Source organism: Sphingobacterium sp. DR205 (assembly GCF_011064245.1).
In the GTDB taxonomy this organism is placed as follows: domain Bacteria; phylum Bacteroidota; class Bacteroidia; order Sphingobacteriales; family Sphingobacteriaceae; genus Sphingobacterium; species Sphingobacterium athyrii.
Map to the genome: position 1 here is coordinate 1820061 of NZ_CP049333.1, position 21108 is coordinate 1841168.

The window sequence follows — 21108 nt, forward strand, 5'->3', positions numbered from 1 at the left end:
TAAAATGAAAAATCATGAAAAGAAACCTCAATATTTTTACGCTCATTATTGGACTTGCAGTTAGTTCTTGCAATAACGATTATCTGGAGCGGTATCCCATAGCCGAATTGGCACCTGAAAACTATTTCCGGACAGCCTCCGAGTTACAGACTTTTACTAATGCTTTTTACGCAGATCTTCCTGATGCACTCGCCATACATTACAATACGCCCGGTCAGGGCGATGACGAAGCCCGTAATACGCTGGCTTCTGAATTTCAGGGTACCCGTACAACCCCAGCGAGTGGTGGCGGGTGGGCATGGACATCACTCCGCCGTATAAATTTCTATCTTGAAAATTCGCACAAATGTGCGGATGAGGCAGCACGTTTACAGTATGACGGTGTTGCTCGCTTTTTTCGTGCTTATTTCTATTATGACAAGATCGTACGCTTTGGTGACGTGCCATGGTACGATAAAGTAAATCAGCTTGATGATCCTGCTATGTTCAAACCGAGGGATTCCCGCAAAGTTGTTTTCGCTAAAATACTTGAAGATCTTGATTTTGCTATTGCGAACTGTAATACAAACAAAAGTCCACAATTAATCAGCAAATGGACGGCTCTTGCTTTCAAATCCCGCATGTGTTTATTCGAAGGGACCTTTCGCAAATACCATGGCTTGGGTGATTGGGAAGATATTCTTCAACAAAGTGTGGCGGCTGCAGACGAATTGATGAGGTCCAATACTTACAGTATTTACAAAGGCGATCCCAGTAAGGCTTATCAGGAACTGTTTATTGCTGAGGAAGCCAATCCAGCGGAAATGATCTTGGCAAGGCAGTATAGCGCAACTGTTCCTTTTGTACACTCTGCAAATTTCTATATTCTGTCGGCTTCTTATGGTCGTCCAGGGATGGTTAAAGAACTTGTGAACAGTTATTTGATGAAAGATGGAAGTCGATTTACGGACAAACCTAATTTTGATAAACTATCGTTTTACGACGAAACGCAGGACCGTGACCCGAGGCTATCGCAAACCATTCGTACGCCAGGTTACAAACGTATCGGTGCAAGTACCACCTCAGTTCCGGATTTTGCAACATCAGTAACAGGTTATCAATGTGTAAAGTATATTCTTTCGCCGGTTTTTGATGCAGGACAAAGCAGCAATGATATGCCCATTATCCGCTATGCAGAGGTATTGCTAAACTATGCCGAAGCAAAGGCCGAATTAGGTACGATCAGCCAAAATGATATCGATAGGTCTATTAAGTTACTGCGAGATCGCGTTAATATGCCCAATTTGGTATTAGCACATGCCAACTCCAAAATTGATCCTTATCTTTTGTCCAGCTATCCTAATGTTAGCAAAAGTGGCCAAACAGGGGTGATATTGGAAATCCGACGAGAGCGCCGCATCGAGCTGGTCAAAGAAGGACTGCGTTACGATGATCTTTTGCGCTGGAAAGAAGGAGCGAAAGTTGCCAGGCCTTTTTACGGTATGTATTTTCCGGGGGCGGGGGAGTATGACCTAGATCGGGATAGCAAATTAGATCTTGTTATTTATGAAGGCACTGCACCGGTCAAAAAGCCCGGTGTCCAATATCAGAAATTAGGTGAGCTCGTTTTAGAAGATGGAAAGAGCGGGGGCCGTATTGTCAATTTGCCGGACATTCTTAAAAAATGGACAGAGGAAAAAGATTACTACTATCCAATTCCGACACAAGAACTTCAGTTAAATCCCAAGCTCGAACAGAACAAAGGTTGGGACAAATCAGGAACTTAAAAGAAAAAGAAAATGAAAAACTATAAAAATACGATTGTTATTGCCATCATCATGGCGGTGAATTTGGGCGTAGCAAATGCGCAGGAAACATTAAAGATTGTCTCGTATAATGTGCTTTATGGATTAAAGAAAGATTCCGCCAATATAGATCGGTTTGTAAAGTTTACAAAAGACTGGAAGCCAGATGTCATAGCGCTCGAAGAAATGAATGGATATACGCAAAAGACACTGGAACAATTAGGTCATGAGATCGGTCACGACTATGTTCTTCAATCTAAAGAAGAGGGATTTCCAGTAGCTATTACTTCGAAATATCCACTGGTCAATTTTAGGAAAGTCACTGAAAATATGTGGCATAGCTACATCTATGCGAAGATAAAAGGTGTACACTTTTTTGTCATTCATTTTTCGCCATTCAGCTATGAAAAGCGATTGAAGGAAGTAACCGATATTTTGGCACAAGTCAATGAGATCCCAGGTAACGAACCTATACTGATCATGGGTGACTTTAACTCCTTGGATATATCGGACAAGGACCAATATGGAAAGGAGGTCTTGAACGCTATGCAGCAAAGTGAGCAAAAACATGATCATATCCGTAACTTGCGTAATGGAGCAATTGATTATTCTGTATTAGGCAAATTACATGAAGCAGGATTTCAGGATACTTATCGTTTGTTACATAAGGAGTTTGAAAGTTCCGTTCCGACCTATAAGGATGGTAATGGAAATGTCAAGCAAAATAATACCGGTCATTCTAAACGTATTGATTTTATTTGGGCCAATTTAGTAGCAGCATCCCGGATTACCAAAAGTGGTATCATCAAGAATGAATATACACATTATATTTCTGATCATTACCCAACATTTATAGAGCTTAAGCTCAGTAAATAATAAAATTCGCTCCTTATGGGGGCGAATTTTATTATCTTGTGATATCAAACGTTTATCAGCGTATTATACGAATTTCTGGAGACAGCCGTTTCAAGCGTTGATAAGGCAATGATTAAACCAATTATGATTTCTGTTAATAGTAATTTAAAGTGCAATGAAAAAAAAGATCAGTACTCTTCTCTTACTCATCCTTATTTGTGGTTCATTTTCTATTTACGCACAACAAATTATTCCTGCTTCTAAATTTGAGATTCAAGGAAGGCCTTTTGAAAATACCCCAAAATTTCACAGGGTAGACACATTAAAGTATAGAGAACTCCCTGCTGCCGTAAAGAAATTGTATACACATGCGACAGGAATGTTTGTTACTTTTAAGAGTAATACCAGCAAATTATCGCTGAGATGGAAGACTGTCGATGCGGAACTGGGCAATAATTCAACTCCGATTATGTCACGGGGATTTGATGTATATGTAAGAGAGGTAACCGGCTGGTGCTTTGCGGGAGTGGCCCGTCCAGATCTCAAGAATGCAGAAAGTAAGGCTATATTGGTCGAAGATATGGCCACAACCGAAAAAGAATTTCTTCTTTATTTTCCCTTGTACAAAGAATTAGCGGATTTTGACGTGATTATTGATGAGAAAGCATCCTTTGTAGCCACTAGGCAGTACTTTAATAAAACTGTGGTGGTTTATGGCTCTAGTATTGTTCATGGCGCTTCGGCAAGCCGTCCAGGCTTAGCTTATCCGGCTCAATTAGGGCGTAGGTTGAATGCCAATGTAATTAACATGGGAGTCAGTGGTAATGCCCGTATGGAGTCTGAGGTAGCTGATATGCTGAGCGAGATCGGTTCTATAGATTTGATTATCATGGATTGTGTTCCAAATAGCAGTCCAGAGCAGGTGAAAGAAAGGACCTTTAATTTCGTAGCGCGGCTTCGTAAATCTCATCCGAAGGTCCCCATATTGCTCATAGAAAGTATCACACGGCAGATAAGCAATTACAATTTGAAGTGGAAAGCAAGATTGATTGAGCAGAATAAGAATTTTAGGTTACAATATGAAAAACTGCTGCAAGCCGGATATAAAGATTTGTACTACTTGCCAACCGACCATTTAATAGGCGATGATTCGGAAGGAACCGTTGACGGTACCCATCCGACAGATGTCGGATTTGAAAGGATGCTAAAAATAATCGGTGCTAAAGTAGAGGCTATTCTTTAGCGCTCGCATTTTTTTACTCCCTGTTAAGATTTTTTTGTCGCAACCCAATAAAGATTGATGTCAATAATACCACGCTATATGCCCACATGAGCCAAGAACCAAATGTTGCAGCTTGGCTTGACGGCATGTTGGGGTAGATCTGTTCAAAAAATTGAATAACGAACGTATCGAGAACCATTCCTGGTAATACCAATAGTACGCCAGCGACTATAATTTCAAGACCTGAAAGTTTAAATCTTTTAAAAGTTAGGACTGAAATCAAAATCAATGCAGGGATTACACTTATATATAAACTAGTAAGTATGGCTGCTGAATCTGTGATAAAAAAGAACTGCCCCGCAAAACGGAAAGCCAACGTTGCCAAAAACCAAATTAAAAATCCTACTGCAAGAACTGGTAAAACAAACGTTTTTTTCATTTTCAAAATTTTGAACAAAGGTAATAATCACTAAATTAGATTGCTATAATTTCCAAAAAATGAATACTTTTTTAAGTTGTATGATCTGTCCTTTAGTTACCTATAATATTCATCGAATGCTTGTTGCTCGTTGGCTGCTTTGCTTATTTTTTAACTTTTTAAAAGTTGTTTCCGCCTCTAGAATATCTTTTAGTTCGATTACAAGTAATTTACGTAAATATTCGTTCAGCGATAGAAGTTGATCTCCTGTTCAAGAGGCCTACTGCAACCATTTCCATCTCTCTGCCCAGTCTCTCAGGACATCACTACGCCATTTTAGGACAGTTTTACCGCCCTGCCATTTTTCGTCGTACAAATCAGGGGCTTGCTTATCTGTGTAATAATTGGAACCTAATAAATAATCCGTATCATTTTTCTTCCCTGGCCAAACATTGCTGACGAAAAACTGTCCGGAGTGACCTTTTAAATCTTGGATATCGGATCTTATCTCATAGTTTATAGTTTCAGTTTGTTTAGGGATATAACGTACTGCATAATTACCATCTCCAATATAGAAGCCATCCCAGCTTTGCTCTCCGATTTTTGCTTTTACAACCATTTTGAAGCAGGGCTTGTCTTTGTTGATGTCGGTTTTGGGCCCTTTAAACCTTAATTCTACAATTGAGAAAACTGCGACTGTATCATTAATCGTTAGATTTCTTTCAAATACTTCACGAGGACTTCGTGTGAATTTTTCATAGCTGCCACCCCAGCTTTCTTTCTGCGGATTATTGGGATCTCCATCCATCATGTAAAGGAGGGATGGAGTATCACCCATTTTTACATTTCCATTATAACGATTTGCACGAAAGTCTTTGCCCAAAAAACCTGCCTCTTTAATAAAATTATTATAATAATTTTTGTTAGAAATATCGTTTTCAGTATTCTTCGAGAAGAATCCATAATAAGAGGAATTACTTTCAATAAACCAAAGATCTGGAAAATTAGCTACGATATAGGCATAACTATTTGCGCTCCATTTTTTATTAGGACCGCCGATCCAAAATACTTTAATATTTTTCTGAATTTCGGGTGCATCGTGCAAGGCTTGAGCCAGATCATCCAAGCCACCCCAAACTAGTACCCATAGTGGATCTTTACTTTTCTTTTTTGCTCTTTTTATAATCCAGTTGGAACCTTCGGTGGAAGATAAATAACCCTTAAAGGCCGTAGCGCCCTTTGCCCCTTGTTTTGTGATTGATCTCAGCAATTGTGGAGTAGCCAAGTTTTTCTGATGTTTGATTAATTTAGGGAAGTCTTTCTCATAGAGGTTGATCATTCGTAATATCTCCTCTTTACTTCCCTCTCCGTATGAGGGTGAGGAGACCAAGCCTTCAAGATTAAATCTATCGCTATACATAAATAGATGAATGATGGATTGATTGTCATCTGGATCTGTGCCACCAATGTCTGTACTAATTAGAACACGGGGCTTTATGGGAGTAGGTTTCTGCCCTAACGTGATCCCAGACAAGGTCAGCAGCATCACAATTAAAAAGATATGAGGCTTCATTGTACAATACTTTAGTTTTATGCAATCGGTTGCTTTGATCAAATATATCATTTTTATTTTATCTTGCCATAACTTAATACCTAATTATTAAAATTGAGTTCGTCAGTAAAATTTGTTATTGAACATTTTCTGTCGTAATCATCTTTACTGGTTACTTATATTATTCACAGACTATTTTTGCAAATGGGGGCTATGCCACACGATAATCGGTAGTACAGATGCAAATGATTTCGTTATTTACCTCTGCGTTTATTTTTGAGACAGATTAAATGGTTATAGCCCGTATTTCCGTATACTGTTTCCTTGTTTCTAACGTCCTACGTTCGCTTTTAAGCCGATGGCATTTGTCTTCTCAACCCAATTTTTAAATACTGATTTTATAACCGGTAAGTCTTGCCTGACTTTTATTCATGATGAATTCGCCATGAATAGAAAGTGGGGTATAAATGCTTTTCCAAATATCTAGGTATTCAGTGTTTCTATTTCGAAGTCAATCAGAATTGAAAAAGTCTCCGTCTTTCCAATTATGTGTTTTTCATACTTACTTTTACACGAGCTGAAAAAAGGAACGCTATAGGTTTCTGTTCAGTTTTGAACAAAAAAAATGTTCGGAATTGAACAATTCTATTTAACTATAAACTTTTATTATTCTGATATTAAGTTGTTTATAAAATTGGCAGACGAATTGAAACATCATAATTAGTACTAGAATCTCAATTTCACCTTATGTTGACCAACTACATAAAAATTGCCTTCCGTAATCTTCAGAAGAATAAGGGCTTTACCGCGATAAATATTATAGGATTGGCCATTGGAATGGCTTCATCTTTTCTCATTATGCTTTGGGCATACAATCAAATAAGTTATGATCGTATTTATAAAAAAACGGACCAGCTTTACGTTGTTGGGAATAAAGGCATATTAGACGGCATTACAAGAGTCTATTTTTCTACTCCTAAGCCTTTTGGTCCTGCAGCTTCGGGAGCATTTCCAGAGATTGCTAGTATTTCACGACTAGAATTTAGCAAGAACTTTTTGATGACCGTCGGTGACAAGAAATTGAAGCCGGGGAATGGTGCATTTGTTGATCAGTCGTTTATTGAGATGTTTGAGCTTCCTCTTTTATCAGGAGATAAAACAACTATATTAAAAAGTCCTTCTGAAATTGTGCTTACCGAAAAACTCGCAAAGTCAATATTTGGATCCACCGATGTTGTAGGTAAAATGATTAGAATTGATAGTACAGAGATGCTTTCAGTTTCAGGAGTTTTAAAGGATATTCCATCTAATTCAAGATTTAGAAATCATAATTACTTTCTGTCATGGAAATTTCTTGAAAAAATAGGCTGGTCAGACCAGAATTGGGGAAACAATTCGACACAAACCTTTATCGAACTTAATGAAGGTGTAAATTTTATAGACTTTCAAAACAAAATAAAGGGGTTTTACCAGCAACACGGAGATACTAAAAATGAGGTTTATCTGCAAGCAATTTCCCAAAGCTGGTTATATAATAAATTTGAAAATGGAATTGCAATTGGAGGGAGGGTTGATCTGGTCATTATTTTTTTATCTATAGCAGGCATTATTCTACTAATTGCATGTATTAATTTCATGAATCTGAGTACTGCTCAGAGTGAGAAAAGAGCAAAAGAAGTAGGGGTAAGGAAGGTAGTGGGAGCGACTAAAAGCAGTTTGATAACCCAATTTTTAGTTGAGGCTTTAATCATGTCTTTTATTGCAAGTTTTATAGCAGTAATCCTACTTCTAATAATACTTCCATATTTTAATGACTTGATTGGCACTCAGCTGAGTTTTAATTTAAAATCCCCTTATTTATGGATTTCTATTTTTTTATTCTCATTATTCACTGGGGTACTCGCTGGTAGTTACCCAGCATTTTTTCTTTCTTCTTTTAAACCTACTCGGATTTTAAAGGGAGGTTTACAAAAAATTGCTGGAGGGATGAATGCTCGAAAAATATTAGTGGTTTTCCAATTTACTATGGCCATCGTTTTCATCCTGATTTCAATTATTGCAGCAAAACAAATCCAACACGGCCTACATCGAGAATCAGGATTTGACAAAGAAAAACTTATTTACATCAATGATGATGGAGATTTGAAAAAAAACTATTCCAAAATAAAAAAGGAGTTATTAGATCAAGGCATAGCTACATCTGTATCTCGGAGTAAAAGCCCAATTACTGAAAATTGGAGTGGAAATATAATGGAATGGGAAGGCAAACCAATTGACAATACAACCCAATTTAATCGAATTTCTACGGATGAAGATTTCATAACAACCTTTGGTCTTACCCTAATTACTGGGCGGGATTTTGATCTTCAAAAATTCCCAACTGACTCCTCTGCGATGATACTTAATGAATCTGCGGCAAAAGAAATGAATTTTAACGACCCCATTGGACAGATTGTTCACGACGAAGGCAGAGATTGGCATATCATCGGTGTCATTAAGGATTATATTCAAGAATCCCCATTTGGTTCAATAACACCTATGGTTATTGAAGGAGCATATGGTTGGTCAGCATTTACTAATATTAGATTCCATCCTCAGCTACCTACGCAAGAGGCTTTGAAGAAAACAGAAGAAATATTTAAAAAATATAACCCTGATTACCCTTTTGAATTCAAATTTGTTGATGAAGCCTATGCGCAGAAATTTGAGGAGACGAAAACGTTAGGATTATTAGCAAATCTATTCACAGGATTAACAATATTTATTTCCTGTTTAGGATTATTTGGTTTATCGGCATATATGGCTGAAAATAGAACCAAAGAAATTGGAATCCGAAAGGTATTAGGAGCCTCTATATTATCTGTAACTAACCTATTGTCCAAAGAATTTATTTATTTAATTCTGATTTCTTGTGTTGTAGCCTTTCCAATTGCTTATTGGTTGATGGATAAATTTTTATCAAAGTTTGATTATAAGACAAACATAAGTTGGAATATATTTTTTATTACAGGGTTAAGCGCAATTTTTATAGCCTTCCTATCAGTTAGTTATCAGTCCATAAAAGCGGCTTTGGCAAATCCAGTGAATAGCTTGAGGGATGAGTAAATAAGGCTTTGGATACGATACCAATTACATAGGTTTTCCATCCAGCGATTTGGAGCCATTATAAAGCTATTTAAACCAGCTTGTTTTCTAAACCCGTCGAATTCGAGGGGTTTAGAATTGGGTTATATTTTTACAACTAGCGTCATAATATAGCTTTATTGGTTTTTCTCATTAACGATAACTTCCATCCTTATTCTTCTACTTAATACCACTATAAGCTCGAAGTTACAGTTTAGGATATAAACGAAATCATCCCCAAAGGTGAAGCAGTGAACATCATAGAAGATTTGGCTGTCATTACTTTTGCAGATGGAGCTAAAGGTAATTATAATAATGAGCCTTTTGCAGTTAAATACAGATATATCTGTTTTTGGAAAAAGTTATCCTAAAGTATAAAAGTAGTTGGCGGAAGCGGAATGGCTAAAGGATTAGATACCAAAGAAATATTTTGAAAAATAAATAAATAATTGATATGATCTTTTAATATATTTGAAGAGCAACTTATTTTTATGAAAAGAGTAACTTTTAGTCATTGTGGTCAGCTATTTTTCTTATTTCTTCTTTTATTGGTTTGGGGGTGTTCAAAAAAAGAAAATATTGTTAACAAGCCTGATGAATACATAGAAAAAGCCGAAAAATTAAATGCCTTAAATCTTGTTGTAAGCGCTGCCAGCAAAGATCTTATAGAGTTATCTTGGGATAAGGTAATCAGTTCCCATTTTAAACCAGTTTCCTACGCGATTTACGCAGACGACAAACTTGTAGTCAAGGACCTTAGCATTACAAAATACAGCTTGATCAATCTTCAAGCTAATAAAAATTATAAAATCCGTGTCGTAGCAAGTTCGGAGGGAGGTGTAACACAAGAGCAAAAAATAGATGCTAGGACAGTAGGGGGAGGCTCGATTGATCTAGGCATATATGTCGAATATAAAATTCATACACAGTCTCGTCTTACGGGCAATAATAGCATCCGTCTCTTGGCGGATGGCGGGCATTTGATCTGTACATTTTTGCAGCACGAAGGCGGAGAGACCAATTTTAAAATGATCGTATACCGTACGAATAATAAGGGTCAAATTGTATGGTACCGTCTGATCCAGGACCTAGGTTATTTTGATTTGCCACCACATGTATTGTTGCCTTCGAAAGAGGATGAAGCCATCATTATTGTTAAACATGATATCTATGTTATTGATCGAAATAAAGGTGTACTGAAAACGGATAAACCCACTACGATCGATTTGTCTCCGAATGACTATGTTTCGGCAGCGCAATTTGATGCATCTCAAAATATTATTTTGGGAACGGCTGGAGGAGAACTATTAAAAATAACTGCCAATGATTTTAAAACTGTTTGGAAACGTAAGAACAGTATTGCAGGAATTTCTTCCATTCAATTTGACAATGAGCAGCGAATCTATTATAGTTTACTCGATTCGGAAGCAACAAAAATTAAGGTTCAAAAAGCAGATCGTGAGGGTAATGTATTGGCCACATTTGAATTTGATGGGAAGATTTCCGGTGATTACGAACGCCAATACCATATGCCTATTTTGTTGAAGGATAAAAATGATATTTTTTACATATGGGGCTTTGACTTTTATTCCTATTCGTTAAGGTATATCAAATTTGATAAGAATGGTGACGTCAAAGCAAAATTAAATGAATATGTCAACCTGAAGCCTGCAGGCGCTTTTTTTGATCAGGACAACCATATCGTGGTATATGGGCAGGAAGAAGGCAGTGGAATAGCGACATATGGTATCATAAATAAGTATGACACTGATCTTAAGCTCCTTTCGACGCTAAAATATCCTCAGTTGGAAATGCATATGTTCAAAAATGTGACTCAAAATGTCGATAATTCGTACAATTTGTTTTTCTATTATATACAGACATGGTCTTATGAGAATTCTAATTTCATTTATATTAAAACAAAGGCAGATGGGCAACTTTAGCAAATACATTTGTCTATTGGGGCTGATTATTTTTATAGGAGCCTGTAAGACCGAAAAAATTGAAATTACGCCACAAATTATCAACGAGGCTATTGTTAGTATTAGGGATAAAAAAATTTCAATGACCTATCAAATTTCCAGTCTTGGATATACAAAATCTGGCGTCAGGTACTATAAAAAAGATAATCCCAGTCAAGGAAAAACCATCGAAGCCTTCCGTACTGGAGATATATTTCGTCTGACATTAGACGAGCTGGATCCTGAATCTACGTATATTCTGATCCCTTTTATTGAATATAATGGTAATATAGTTGAATCTGAGCAAAAAAAAGAAATAACGACCACCGCTTTGTTCCCCGAAGATTTTACGCTCTTTTGGCCAACTACAAAGGCAGAGTACGATGAGAATGGCCGGTTCAGTACTGTGGTAGAAGGGAAAAACCTTAATAATATCAATCTAAGGGATATCAAATTTCTGTTTGGAATGGATACGCTCCATATGGACTATCCCATCGCGACGAAAAATGGAACCTACCAGATCAACCTGACGGGTTATTACCCCTATGGGGACGGCAATTATATGTTGCGTGTAATTTATAAAGAGAAAGAGATCATTGGCCAGGCGATTGATTTTATCTATATCGGTAAGATATTGGCCATTGGACTGAAAAAGACGAACTGGAGAACTAATTATCCATCCGTCTGCAATGACCAGATCTATTATTTTTGGGATAATTCGGTTTCGCACTTTGATCCTGAAACGAGCCGATTGCAAAATATTGCTCATATTCCCGATACGATCGGGGTTATTCCTCCAAAGTCAGTGACCTTAGGTAATAGGATATTTTTTCTTGCGCAACCAGTGAGCCATATCTTACCTTCACTGGAGCCTGATCCTTTCAATGGCTATGAGTTGTTTTGTCAGTCTTTCCAGGTCGATAAACGTGAATTTTCTAGATACTTTTTTGGACGGCCTCAAATAAAGGAAGCGCACGGCTATAGCAATCTCGGGATTTTTGTCCATAACAATGCTGTCTATCAAACCTACACATTGACATTGAATTCGCGTGGTATAAAAAATATCGTTGCCAAGTATAATCCAGTTAAGGATAAATTTGAAGAGATCGCCACTTTCGATATCAAATTTTCCAGTGATTGCTTTGTTTCTGTCAAAGGTAAATTATATGCACTTGGTGTCACAAATGTGTTTGACCAAGGTTTCAATATCGGGTACACACTCACCATTTATGCTGTTGATGCCAATAACTTTAAACTCACTGAATTATACCGTGCCGGAACGGCCAATCAAACCTATCCCTATGCACCAGCAGGTGTCATAAATTATAAGGATGATATATTGCTAGCGCTTGATGTTAATAATTATATGCTTTACAATGTGGCAAAAAATACGCTTAGTCGCGTGCATTTAAGTAATAATGCAAATCATATGTATTTTGGAGGTATGTTCACCTATAAAGATAAATATTACCTCAACGCTGATTTAAACTTTTTAGAAGGTTCGATTTATGAAATGTCCATTCAATAAAATCAATGTAAGTTGGTTTTTAGGGATTCTATTATTCCTGATCAGTTCCTGCAAAAAGGATGCTATCGTGTACAATGAAATAGATGCTTTTGCAGACACGCAAAATAAAGTTGTTTTAGACAGAGGCCAGTATATACTGTCTTTTGTACTCGCTCCATATTCATATAGTAAGGTGGAGGTGTATGTGCATGAAGATCTTGCTGTCATGTATAAACAGACTGGTGGAAAGGTTTATGATGCTGTCAGCCAAAGTAATAGTAGATATGGTGTGTTTTTTTCGCCTCTGGAAAAAAACAAAAAATTCTATTATCAATTAATTGTTTACGATAGTAATGGCAATACTGCACGCTCAGCAATTTTTAATTTTACAACTCAACCCTAGCAGCCATGTATCATAAGTCCACACTATTCCGATACTTATTTCTGTGTATTTTTTTTGGAAGCCTTTTTTTCGTTGCTTGCTCCAAAACGGAGTATCAAGACGTTTTGAAAACAGTATATGAACCCAAAGCCGATCCAGGTGAACTATATGACGAATTCACAGTGCAGCTTAAAGGTAGCCCCTTGCAGAAAGGAGAGACTGGTACATGGAATATCGAAAAGGGCAAGATTGTCGAAGATTATGTGAAAATTGAAGATCCCAATAATCCCAATTCGTTTTTTAAAGGATTACCTGGTGAAGAATACCACTTAACCTGGTCAGTCACAAATGCAGGAACTACCCGTATAGTAGATGTAATAATTAAAATTCCAGAACTTAATATTGAAATTCAAGAAAATACTCCGGCCTCTTTCAAGACAATTCTGCACTTTGCTGTTGATCCAAAATATAAAGGAAAATGGTCTATCGATAAACCCTATGGTCACTTAAATAGCACATACCACGATGGTTGGGCAAGACCCGTAGAAGAAAACCCTACCATCGAGTTGCATGGTTATGCCAATACGAACTATGAGGTTACCTATACGATGAGTTACGCCGGAAAAAGTTATCAGTTTACAAAAAAGGTTCAGACAGGAGACTATCAAGAAAACGAAGCGTTAAGTGAACTTCAGATGGGCCGGGGCGGACGTGTTATCGAGGATAAGGACGGACATATTATCGAAATAAATATGCAGGCTTCTGGTATTGCACATCGTTTTAATGAACCAGATTTCTTTCCGGCACTTAAAGCCTTTAAATATCTAAGGAAGCTTATTTTAGGTGGATCTTCATTGAAAGACGTCCCCACTATTTTTGGCGATCATTATCTTGCCCTTGAAGAACTCAGTTTAGACAGAGTTGGCTATTACCTTACCATCCCTGAGAATTTTGGAAATCTGACCAAACTGAAATCATTTCACCTGACACCAATGCGAAGCCCTGATCTGGGGTATACTGTGGTATTGCCAAAAACTTTCGGGAATTTAAAGTCGCTGGAAACTCTTATTATGCGATATGTCGGCAATATAGATTTCAATGGTACGTTGGGCAAACTGGCAAACCTAAAGCATTTTGACTGTTTTGTTACCCAGATACCTAAGGATTTTGGTAATCTGACGAAACTGGTTTCTACGGAAATTCTAGCGCAGCAAGCCTATATACCTTCAAGTTTGAGTCAATGCCGTAATTTGAGGTTTGCACGTTTCAATTTTGTTTATCCTGGATCATCACCAGTTACCTTACCTTCGGATATCGATAATTTGACTAAGTTGGACACTTTGGAAATTTATGGAGAAAGTAGGCTTCAGACCTTGCCACAATCTTTTGGTAATTTAAAAAGCTTAAAGCAACTTTGGATTCAGGGGGAAACTCTGCAATCGATTCCTGATAATATTGGAAATTTGTCCAATCTTAGATTCTGGTTAGTAGGCGGTAAGTTTAAGACCTTACCAACCTCAATAGGCAATTTGAAAAATTTAGAAGATCTTTGGCTGTCCCCTTCCGTAGAGAAGCTTCCGGATGAATTTGGCGGCTTGACAAATCTATCCTACCTCAATATGGAAAATAGTAAATTGAGCAGCCTTCCAGAAACATTTGGACAGCTCAAAAAACTCAAGGAAATTAATGCGCGAGCATCTTCGATAACTCATTTTCCAAACAGTTTTGGACAATTGGATGGTTTACTAAAGCTAGATTTCAATTATAGCAAACTGGAGAAGTTTCCTGTACAAATCTGTGCATTAAAAAATGTGAACAATGTTATTTTAAATGGCACCTATTTAGGGAAACTTCCTGATGAAATCTATTCAATGCGATCAGGCGTAGTTTTTTCATTGTATCAATGCTTGGGAATGGACTATGATCAATTAAAGGAGATTACAACGAAGAGAGATGGCCTTGTATTTTATTATTAATGCACCGTGACTCTAAAAAAGGATATATCTACTTCAATGATTTCCCCCAAAAAAAACTAAGAGTTCGATGCTGCTTCTTCTAGAAGATTTATTCGATTACATCGTCCGTAAGCTGTTCATATGAAAGTGGCGTCCTGGAATATCCGTCGTATGGTGATTTGAAAATTTACATCCATTTAAATAGGAGGAAATTAATGAAAATACCAATTAAATTAGGAACATATTTTGTTGTCGATTTAGAGGATTATTATGTATTCGGAAGAATCATTGAAGATTATATTTTTGTTTTCTTTGATTTCCAATCATCAAAGGAAGATATTGACTTGGATGTGCTATTAGAAAAGAATATTCTATTTTCCATTCATGTTGGCTGGGCTGCTATAACTTCTAAAAGATGGAAAGTTTTGGCTATTAAGCCGCTGGAGGAGAAATTCAAAATTGCAACTCCTTTTTTCGTGCAGGAAATAGGTAATGATGACTTATGTTGGATCGATTATAATGGTATAAGAAATCAAGTGACTAAGTCTGAATGTTTTGGACTTGAAAGATTGGCGACTTGGAATGCGATCCATGTTGAGCAACGTATCAGGGATCACTATGATGGAAAACCTAATATGTACCTTTTGGGATTGATGTTGAGATAGGTTTTATTATCCTTTGTAGGTACATGGCTAGCGCAATAATAAAGAGGAAGATTATTTTACCAAAATCTGAATTATTTAAAAATATTATACCGGTAGATTTGGATGATGCTCATCTTGATCTACATAACGACTATGACTGCATTAAATTGGTATACAATGCAGCATATAACGAATTTCGCCTTACTTTTAAACGTGTCAATCTAGAAACTGATGTTAACTATAATCTAGTTGATGTAGTGTTTATTGATGCCGTTATGGATACATGCCTATTTGTTTTTGACAAAGATGTTTCTGAGGAATTTAGGACTATTGACTTGTTGTATCGAGGTCGGTTTGAAAATGGCAATGAGCTAGCTGAGTTTGATAGTTTTGGACGATCGTTGTACTATATAGGTTTTTATAGCGAGATAGAATTAAAGATATTTGCAAAGGCATTAATAGTTGAGTTGTGGAATAGCTTTTCTAATTGATGATAGCAAACCTTTACTATCAGCAGTATCATTTTGTGTATTACTTTCTTGCGTTTTCCCAAAATTTATCCATCATAATTTTAGTTTCTTCCGGTTTTCTCAGCATGACACTTTCTCCGTTTTCGTCTGTCGTAAAATGTCCTTTGAATGCATCTGGCATTGCATCATATTGTTTATTCACTTGTTCCAAGGTTTCTTTGAAACAGCTATATCCAAATTTTTCGACTAAAAAAGGCAAAGCGTTTTTCCCTCTTAATAATTCGTATTCTTGGTAATTATATGGTGTCGTTTCTTGCCTTTTTGCTAATGTTTGATTAAACTTATCAAGCAGTTTAGCAATCTCTTTCTCTTCCATAAAATTTGAAAGCCCACGCAAAGCATAGATTTTCATATCTAAATATCGTTCTTTCTTGTAAGCATTTGCAAAGAATTCTTTCAATGTCGCAAAATTAAAGTCATACAAAAGTTTTAAAATCTTATTTCTAATGTCAAGTTGTTTGGTGGAGTAGTAAATATTTGTCAGGTAGTGTGAATTTTCTACGCTGATTACATTTTTGTCTAAATCAAATAACGCATTGCGAAACTCAATGTGTCTGTCGTTAATTTTTTCATTGGTTAGTATTTCGGGAAAGTATTTTGTCATATCGGTCGATTGAGTAGTATGGGTAACGGTTCACAGCTTGGCAATAGTTTGTGCTAAATTGGACTAAAAGTTCAATTTAACACAAACCTTGGACAATGCTACGAGCCATAGCTAAATTAATAAATTTTTGAAAAGAAAATATAATAATCGTCCGATGAGAGGATATATGGCTTATTAAGCCAAATTAGTTGTTTGACAAGGAAAGCTACTGGTGACTGCAACTAATTTTAGTATCCCTTCGACATTGAAATCCTGGATTGACCATATTTCGATTGCTGGAAAGACATTTTCGTATGCTGATGGTCATGTAAAAGGACTTCTTAAAAATAAAAAGGTCTATCTTAACTTTGCGGTTGGCGGTATCTATGACAATGGAATCGTGGATAATATGGAAATGTATCTTCGCACTTTCTTTGGATTTATCGGGATATCAGATGTAGAGGTCTTCAAGACAGAGGGTACGATGTTGCCTGGGCTTAAGGACGAAAATATGTTATTGGCGACGGGAGAAATTGAAGCCGCTATCGCCTGATCTAATTGGTCAATGATATCAAAATCTCCACAACAGGCTTAGGATAAATAATAAATCCACATTTAATAAGATGTGGATTTATCTATTTCTGGGCTTCCGATATGACTATCCTGCCGGATTTATCCCATTTGACGATACGTTTTATAGCGAATGGTTTGTTGTTGGACTTGTATTTACATTTCCAGTACCGATTGTAAGTTTTGGATATTGCTATGCCGAAGGAGATCTACTTTACCCTGTATTTATCATTCAGACAGTTATGTTTGTACTTACTTTCTTTGTTCTGAATCATCTATTAATGGCAAACTCTTTTAGACTCTTTTTAGTCAAAATCAAAGAGATCGGAGAGAAAAGATTTCTTTTTTCGCCCATGTGGATATTTGTGATTGTCCGTATAGTGGTCATTTTCGCGGTAGGATTGCTTTGATTGATAGTTTTCTCTTTCGTACTTATTGTAATCGCTAACATCTTTATTGTGAGCTTGGCTACTGTTGTCCATATTATTGCTGGCTTGTTCCAGCAATTTATCCAGTTCTCCTTTATCCAGCCATATTCCTCTGCAGTTTGGGCAATAATCAATTTCAATTCGGTGACGTTCCGTCATCAGTAGTGTTTCGTTACAGTTTGGACATTTCATATTTTTTGAATATTAATGAACTTACAATATAATTAAAATTATAAAACCAATAGTCTTGTCCCTCTATTATTTAGCAATTTTTAACGTAGTGATTTCAGTTATCAATTTTCGGAATTATATAAGCGATGAATAATAACATCAGGCTTATACGCTAGTTGGGTTTGAATCTGAAAGTTTTTTTAACGCTTTATTTTCCGAATATTAAAGAAACTTAATAATACTACGTTCAATCGAACTGATATCATAAAAAAATGGCTTCGGAACAATTATGTGTTCGAAAAACTCCCCATGCATCAAAAAATTTAGCAGCTGTTAACGCCACTGGTTCAGTGAAAAAATCTGAAGGGCTATCTGATGTGAGGTCCCGAAATCCGATGGGCTTATTGACAAGCGAAACGTTGGTCAATGAATTGAAAACCCAGTTTAATTTAAAACTGGCATCTGATCGAGTGGGCCCGTATGGATATGGTAATTCACCTCGGCTATTGTTCTTTGTAGGTTCTTGTCCAACGTTAAAGGATCAGATCAAATCCTAGTTCGGATAACATCCGTTCATGATTATTCATAAAATACTTCATCAGTTTATACTGTTCAGTATCCTGGTATGCAATCAGCTTTATTCCATTTTCAGATACTTGATAGATATCTGCTTCGGGATAGGCCATTAGGATAGGGGAGATTAGGGTCGAAATGTGCGATGCAATCACAGCGCCCATTTACTGAAATTAAATAATGAAGATACCGATTAAATTAAGAACGTATTTTATTGTAGATTTATACGATTATCCATGTTGAGCAACGTATCAGGGATCACCATGATAGAAAACCCAATTAGCGGTGTATACTATATTTGAGTTGTTCTCCATACAACGTGGCAGAAAACTAACCTACTATTCGTTATTACTAAACAAAACGTCAATTGAAACTACAGTTTTATATACCAGAAAATGAAACGTTAAGGAAATACATTGAGGGCTACTATTTCATTGCTGATGATGAGTCGGAAGAAGTTGAAGAATATTTTACCTTCCCTAATAACTACGCCATCGTTTCAATAAATTCTGATTCAAACGTTACATTTAGTGAAAATCAAATCTCGATTGTCCCTTCAGCAAAAAAGAATATCTATGCCAGCTTGATTTATAATTATACCACGCCAATAACAATACATTACGAACGGCCCATTAGAGAGATAACTATTTATTTTAAGCCGCTTGGAATAAATCGCTTTGTGAACAACTTGGAGACCATGTTTTCTTCAATGCAGCCAGTGGAATTTGTATCTCATTTTGACGATTTTGAGGGGGAAATGAAGCGTATTTTTAATATTACCGATAGACAATTTCAGCGAAACAAACTAGAAGCTTATTGGCTGTCGAAGTTTACAGTCAAAGATTTTAGTAAAATCGAAGATATTTTAGTTGATCTTGAATCTAATATGAAGATTGCAGACATTGCCCAAAAGAACAATATTTCAAGAAAGCATCTTTACAAGATGGTTTACAAACATCTTGGAAAATCACCCATGGATTACCGAAAAATATTTAGGTTTAGGAATACAATAAATAGCAAAGGAAGAGTTAGAAATTTAACGGAATTGTCCTATCAAAACGAATTCTACGATCAGCCCCACTTTGTAAAAGATTTTAAGGCTCTTACTAAATCGAGTCCGAATTCTTTCTTTAAAAATGTAGATATCGAAATAAAGAATATTTGGCGTTTTATATAGTGGGTAACATTTTTACAATTTTTAGTGTTTTTTTCATTGTTACTTTAAGCTACATTTTGACAATTAAATCATGAAAAAAAGAGTATCTGAGTTTGCCTTATTAATAGTATTGTTATTGATAGCACTTCCGCTTTTCTCCCAATTATCTTCTCAAAAGATCGATTCGCTTATGGAAGAAGCTTTGGTTAAATTGAATGTCGCAGGGGCCTCGATTGCAGTTGTGAAAGATGGACAAGTGATACACCAAAAAGGTTATGGTATTGCTTCAATTACTACGAAAGAAAAAGTAACAGAATATACCAATTTCCAAATTGCATCGAACACTAAGGCTTTCACCGCTGCTGCACTTGCAATATTAGTAGATGAAGGAAAGATAACATGGGAGGATAAAGTAAAAGATCATATTCCCGAGTTTAAAATGTATAATGAGTATGTAACCGATAATTTTAATATCGTTGATTTACTGACTCATCGTAGCGGTCTTGGACTTGGGGCAGGAGATTTAACATTTATTCCCGATGGAGCTGACTTCACAGTGAAAGATCTGTTTGGTATTTTCCAACATTTCAAACCAGTTTCTTCATTCCGGACAGAATACAATTATGACAATTTACTATACATCATTGCCGGAGAAATTATCGCAAGGGTGAGCAAGATGAGTTATGAAGAATTTATTCAAAAACGAATTTTCAGTCCGTTGCAGATGAATTCTTCATTTGTCGGAGATTCAAATATTCAGGATGTCAAAAATCTGGCAGCACCGCATTCTGCTGCAACAGGTGAATTGAAAAAGATAGACCGTTTCAATATTGGGATGATTGGACCAGCCGGCGGAATATATTCAAATGTGTCAGACATGTCAAAATGGATGTTAACACAGCTTAATAAGGGACGCTATGGTGCTGATCCAAAAACATTATTATTTAGTTCCTCCAGCAGCGGAAAAATGTGGACGATTCAAACGGTTCTACCCAACTATATTTCGGAAAGATATCACACGCAATTTAACGGATATGGATTAGGTTGGTTGATAAATGATATGAGAGGCCATCTTACTGCTATGCATACCGGCGGATTACCCGGAATGTTGTCACAGGTGATGTTGGTACCGGATATGAAGTTAGGGATTGTTGTTTTAACCAATACTGAAAGTGGGGGCGGGGGGCTGGCATTTGCTGTTACTAGAGCAATTATTGACAGTTATTTCGGCTTGGATGATGCGGAGTGGATCGACAACAGAGCCCGAAATCTCTCGCGCAACATAAGTGCAACAGATGCGGTAACCAAAAAAGCTTGGGCACAAGTAGATTCTGTAAGCAATATCAAATATAATCGTCAGAATTTAATCGGTATGTATAACGATAAATGGTTTGGACGCATAGAGATTTATGAGAAGAATGGTGATCTTAGGATCAGGAGTTTGCGTTCGCCAAAATTAAGTGGTCGCATGTTCTTTTATGACAAAAATACATTTGCCGTGAAATGGGATTATCACGATATGAATTGTGATGCTTTTGTAATGTTTTCTTATGGTAAAAAAGGTAAAGCCCAATCATTTAAAATGAAAGGAATATCACCTTCCATTGATTTTAGTTTCGACTTCCAAGATCTGGATTTAAAACGAATAGATTAAAGGAGTTATTCTAGTAAATAATCGTTTCTAGTAAACTTAA

The 21108-nt window shown here is 36.5% G+C and carries 19 protein-coding genes; 14 read left to right on the forward strand and 5 right to left on the reverse strand.

Going from position 1 to position 21108, the window contains the following annotated elements:
* Positions 1 to 14 precede the first annotated feature (14 nt).
* From G6053_RS07660 to G6053_RS07670, 3 genes are all read left to right on the forward strand, one after another.
* Entirely contained in the window at positions 15 to 1766 is a 1752-nt protein-coding gene (locus G6053_RS07660) for a RagB/SusD family nutrient uptake outer membrane protein (RefSeq protein WP_165306039.1), read from the forward strand.
* Positions 1767 to 1778: 12 nt separating this feature from the next.
* Positions 1779 to 2660, forward strand: coding sequence for an endonuclease/exonuclease/phosphatase family protein (locus G6053_RS07665; protein ID WP_165306040.1), 882 nt, complete (start codon positions 1779 to 1781; stop codon positions 2658 to 2660).
* A gap of 154 nt (positions 2661 to 2814) precedes the next feature.
* Positions 2815 to 3882, forward strand: a complete 1068-nt coding sequence (locus G6053_RS07670; protein ID WP_165306041.1) for an SGNH/GDSL hydrolase family protein — start codon at positions 2815 to 2817, stop codon at positions 3880 to 3882.
* Positions 3883 to 3895: 13 nt separating this feature from the next.
* On the opposite strand, the gene G6053_RS07675 is transcribed toward G6053_RS07670, so the two are convergent.
* Both G6053_RS07675 and G6053_RS07680 read right to left on the reverse strand, forming a co-directional pair.
* Positions 3896 to 4300 carry a DUF5367 domain-containing protein gene (locus G6053_RS07675; RefSeq protein ID WP_165306042.1) on the reverse strand — a complete coding sequence of 135 codons (405 nt, stop codon included), beginning with the start codon at positions 4298 to 4300 and terminating at the stop codon, positions 3896 to 3898.
* Positions 4301 to 4559: 259 nt separating this feature from the next.
* Complete coding sequence (locus G6053_RS07680; RefSeq protein WP_165306043.1) at positions 4560 to 5852, reverse strand: nucleoside hydrolase-like domain-containing protein; 1293 nt, start codon at positions 5850 to 5852, stop codon at positions 4560 to 4562.
* A 726-nt stretch (positions 5853 to 6578) separates the two neighbouring features.
* Here G6053_RS07680 and G6053_RS07685 point away from each other — a divergent pair.
* From G6053_RS07685 to G6053_RS07715, 7 genes are all read left to right on the forward strand, one after another.
* Complete coding sequence (locus G6053_RS07685; RefSeq protein ID WP_165306044.1) at positions 6579 to 8936, forward strand: FtsX-like permease family protein; 2358 nt, start codon at positions 6579 to 6581, stop codon at positions 8934 to 8936.
* A gap of 509 nt (positions 8937 to 9445) precedes the next feature.
* A complete protein-coding gene (locus tag G6053_RS07690; RefSeq protein WP_165306045.1) occupies positions 9446 to 10897 on the forward strand; it encodes a fibronectin type III domain-containing protein in 1452 nt (483 codons plus the stop codon).
* Entirely contained in the window at positions 10884 to 12443 is a 1560-nt protein-coding gene (locus tag G6053_RS07695; RefSeq protein WP_165306046.1) for a hypothetical protein, read from the forward strand. The genes G6053_RS07690 and G6053_RS07695 overlap by 14 nt, the downstream gene beginning before the upstream one ends.
* The gene (locus G6053_RS07700; RefSeq protein WP_165306047.1) at positions 12424 to 12825 is read left to right on the forward strand and encodes a hypothetical protein; all 402 of its coding nucleotides are present in this window, start codon (positions 12424 to 12426) and stop codon (positions 12823 to 12825) included. The genes G6053_RS07695 and G6053_RS07700 overlap by 20 nt, the downstream gene beginning before the upstream one ends.
* A gap of 104 nt (positions 12826 to 12929) precedes the next feature.
* Positions 12930 to 14780: a hypothetical protein gene (locus G6053_RS07705; RefSeq protein ID WP_165306048.1), complete on the forward strand. Its 1851-nt coding sequence runs from the start codon at positions 12930 to 12932 to the stop codon at positions 14778 to 14780.
* 194 nt (positions 14781 to 14974) lie between these two features.
* Positions 14975 to 15424 (forward strand): Imm26 family immunity protein, encoded by a 450-nt coding sequence (locus G6053_RS07710; protein ID WP_165306049.1) that lies wholly within the window; start codon positions 14975 to 14977, stop codon positions 15422 to 15424.
* A gap of 23 nt (positions 15425 to 15447) precedes the next feature.
* Positions 15448 to 15894 (forward strand): hypothetical protein, encoded by a 447-nt coding sequence (locus tag G6053_RS07715; protein WP_165306050.1) that lies wholly within the window; start codon positions 15448 to 15450, stop codon positions 15892 to 15894.
* A gap of 40 nt (positions 15895 to 15934) precedes the next feature.
* Here the strand turns inward: G6053_RS07715 and G6053_RS30580 are convergent, their stop codons facing one another.
* The gene (locus G6053_RS30580; RefSeq protein WP_206531887.1) at positions 15935 to 16537 is read right to left on the reverse strand and encodes a hypothetical protein; all 603 of its coding nucleotides are present in this window, start codon (positions 16535 to 16537) and stop codon (positions 15935 to 15937) included.
* Positions 16538 to 16748: 211 nt separating this feature from the next.
* Here G6053_RS30580 and G6053_RS07725 point away from each other — a divergent pair, with 211 nt between their 5' ends.
* A complete protein-coding gene (locus tag G6053_RS07725) occupies positions 16749 to 17069 on the forward strand; it encodes an NAD(P)H-dependent oxidoreductase (protein ID WP_165306051.1) in 321 nt (106 codons plus the stop codon).
* Between the two features lie 322 nt (positions 17070 to 17391).
* Here G6053_RS07725 and G6053_RS07730 read toward each other — a convergent pair whose 3' ends face one another.
* Positions 17392 to 17706 (reverse strand): zf-TFIIB domain-containing protein, encoded by a 315-nt coding sequence (locus tag G6053_RS07730; RefSeq protein ID WP_108632628.1) that lies wholly within the window; start codon positions 17704 to 17706, stop codon positions 17392 to 17394.
* Positions 17707 to 17957: 251 nt separating this feature from the next.
* On the opposite strand from G6053_RS07730, the gene G6053_RS07735 reads away from it, so the two are divergent.
* Positions 17958 to 18242 carry a hypothetical protein gene (locus G6053_RS07735; protein WP_165306052.1) on the forward strand — a complete coding sequence of 95 codons (285 nt, stop codon included), beginning with the start codon at positions 17958 to 17960 and terminating at the stop codon, positions 18240 to 18242.
* On the opposite strand, the gene G6053_RS07740 is transcribed toward G6053_RS07735, so the two are convergent.
* The gene (locus G6053_RS07740) at positions 18219 to 18422 is read right to left on the reverse strand and encodes a hypothetical protein (protein ID WP_165306053.1); all 204 of its coding nucleotides are present in this window, start codon (positions 18420 to 18422) and stop codon (positions 18219 to 18221) included. The genes G6053_RS07735 and G6053_RS07740 overlap by 24 nt on opposite strands.
* Positions 18423 to 18625: 203 nt before the next feature.
* Here G6053_RS07740 and G6053_RS07745 point away from each other — a divergent pair, with 203 nt between their 5' ends.
* Positions 18626 to 19435: a helix-turn-helix domain-containing protein gene (locus G6053_RS07745; RefSeq protein WP_165306054.1), complete on the forward strand. Its 810-nt coding sequence runs from the start codon at positions 18626 to 18628 to the stop codon at positions 19433 to 19435.
* 70 nt (positions 19436 to 19505) lie between these two features.
* On the forward strand, positions 19506 to 21068 hold the full coding sequence (locus G6053_RS07750; RefSeq protein WP_165306055.1) for a serine hydrolase: 1563 nt from the start codon (positions 19506 to 19508) through the stop codon (positions 21066 to 21068).
* Positions 21069 to 21108 lie beyond the last annotated feature (40 nt).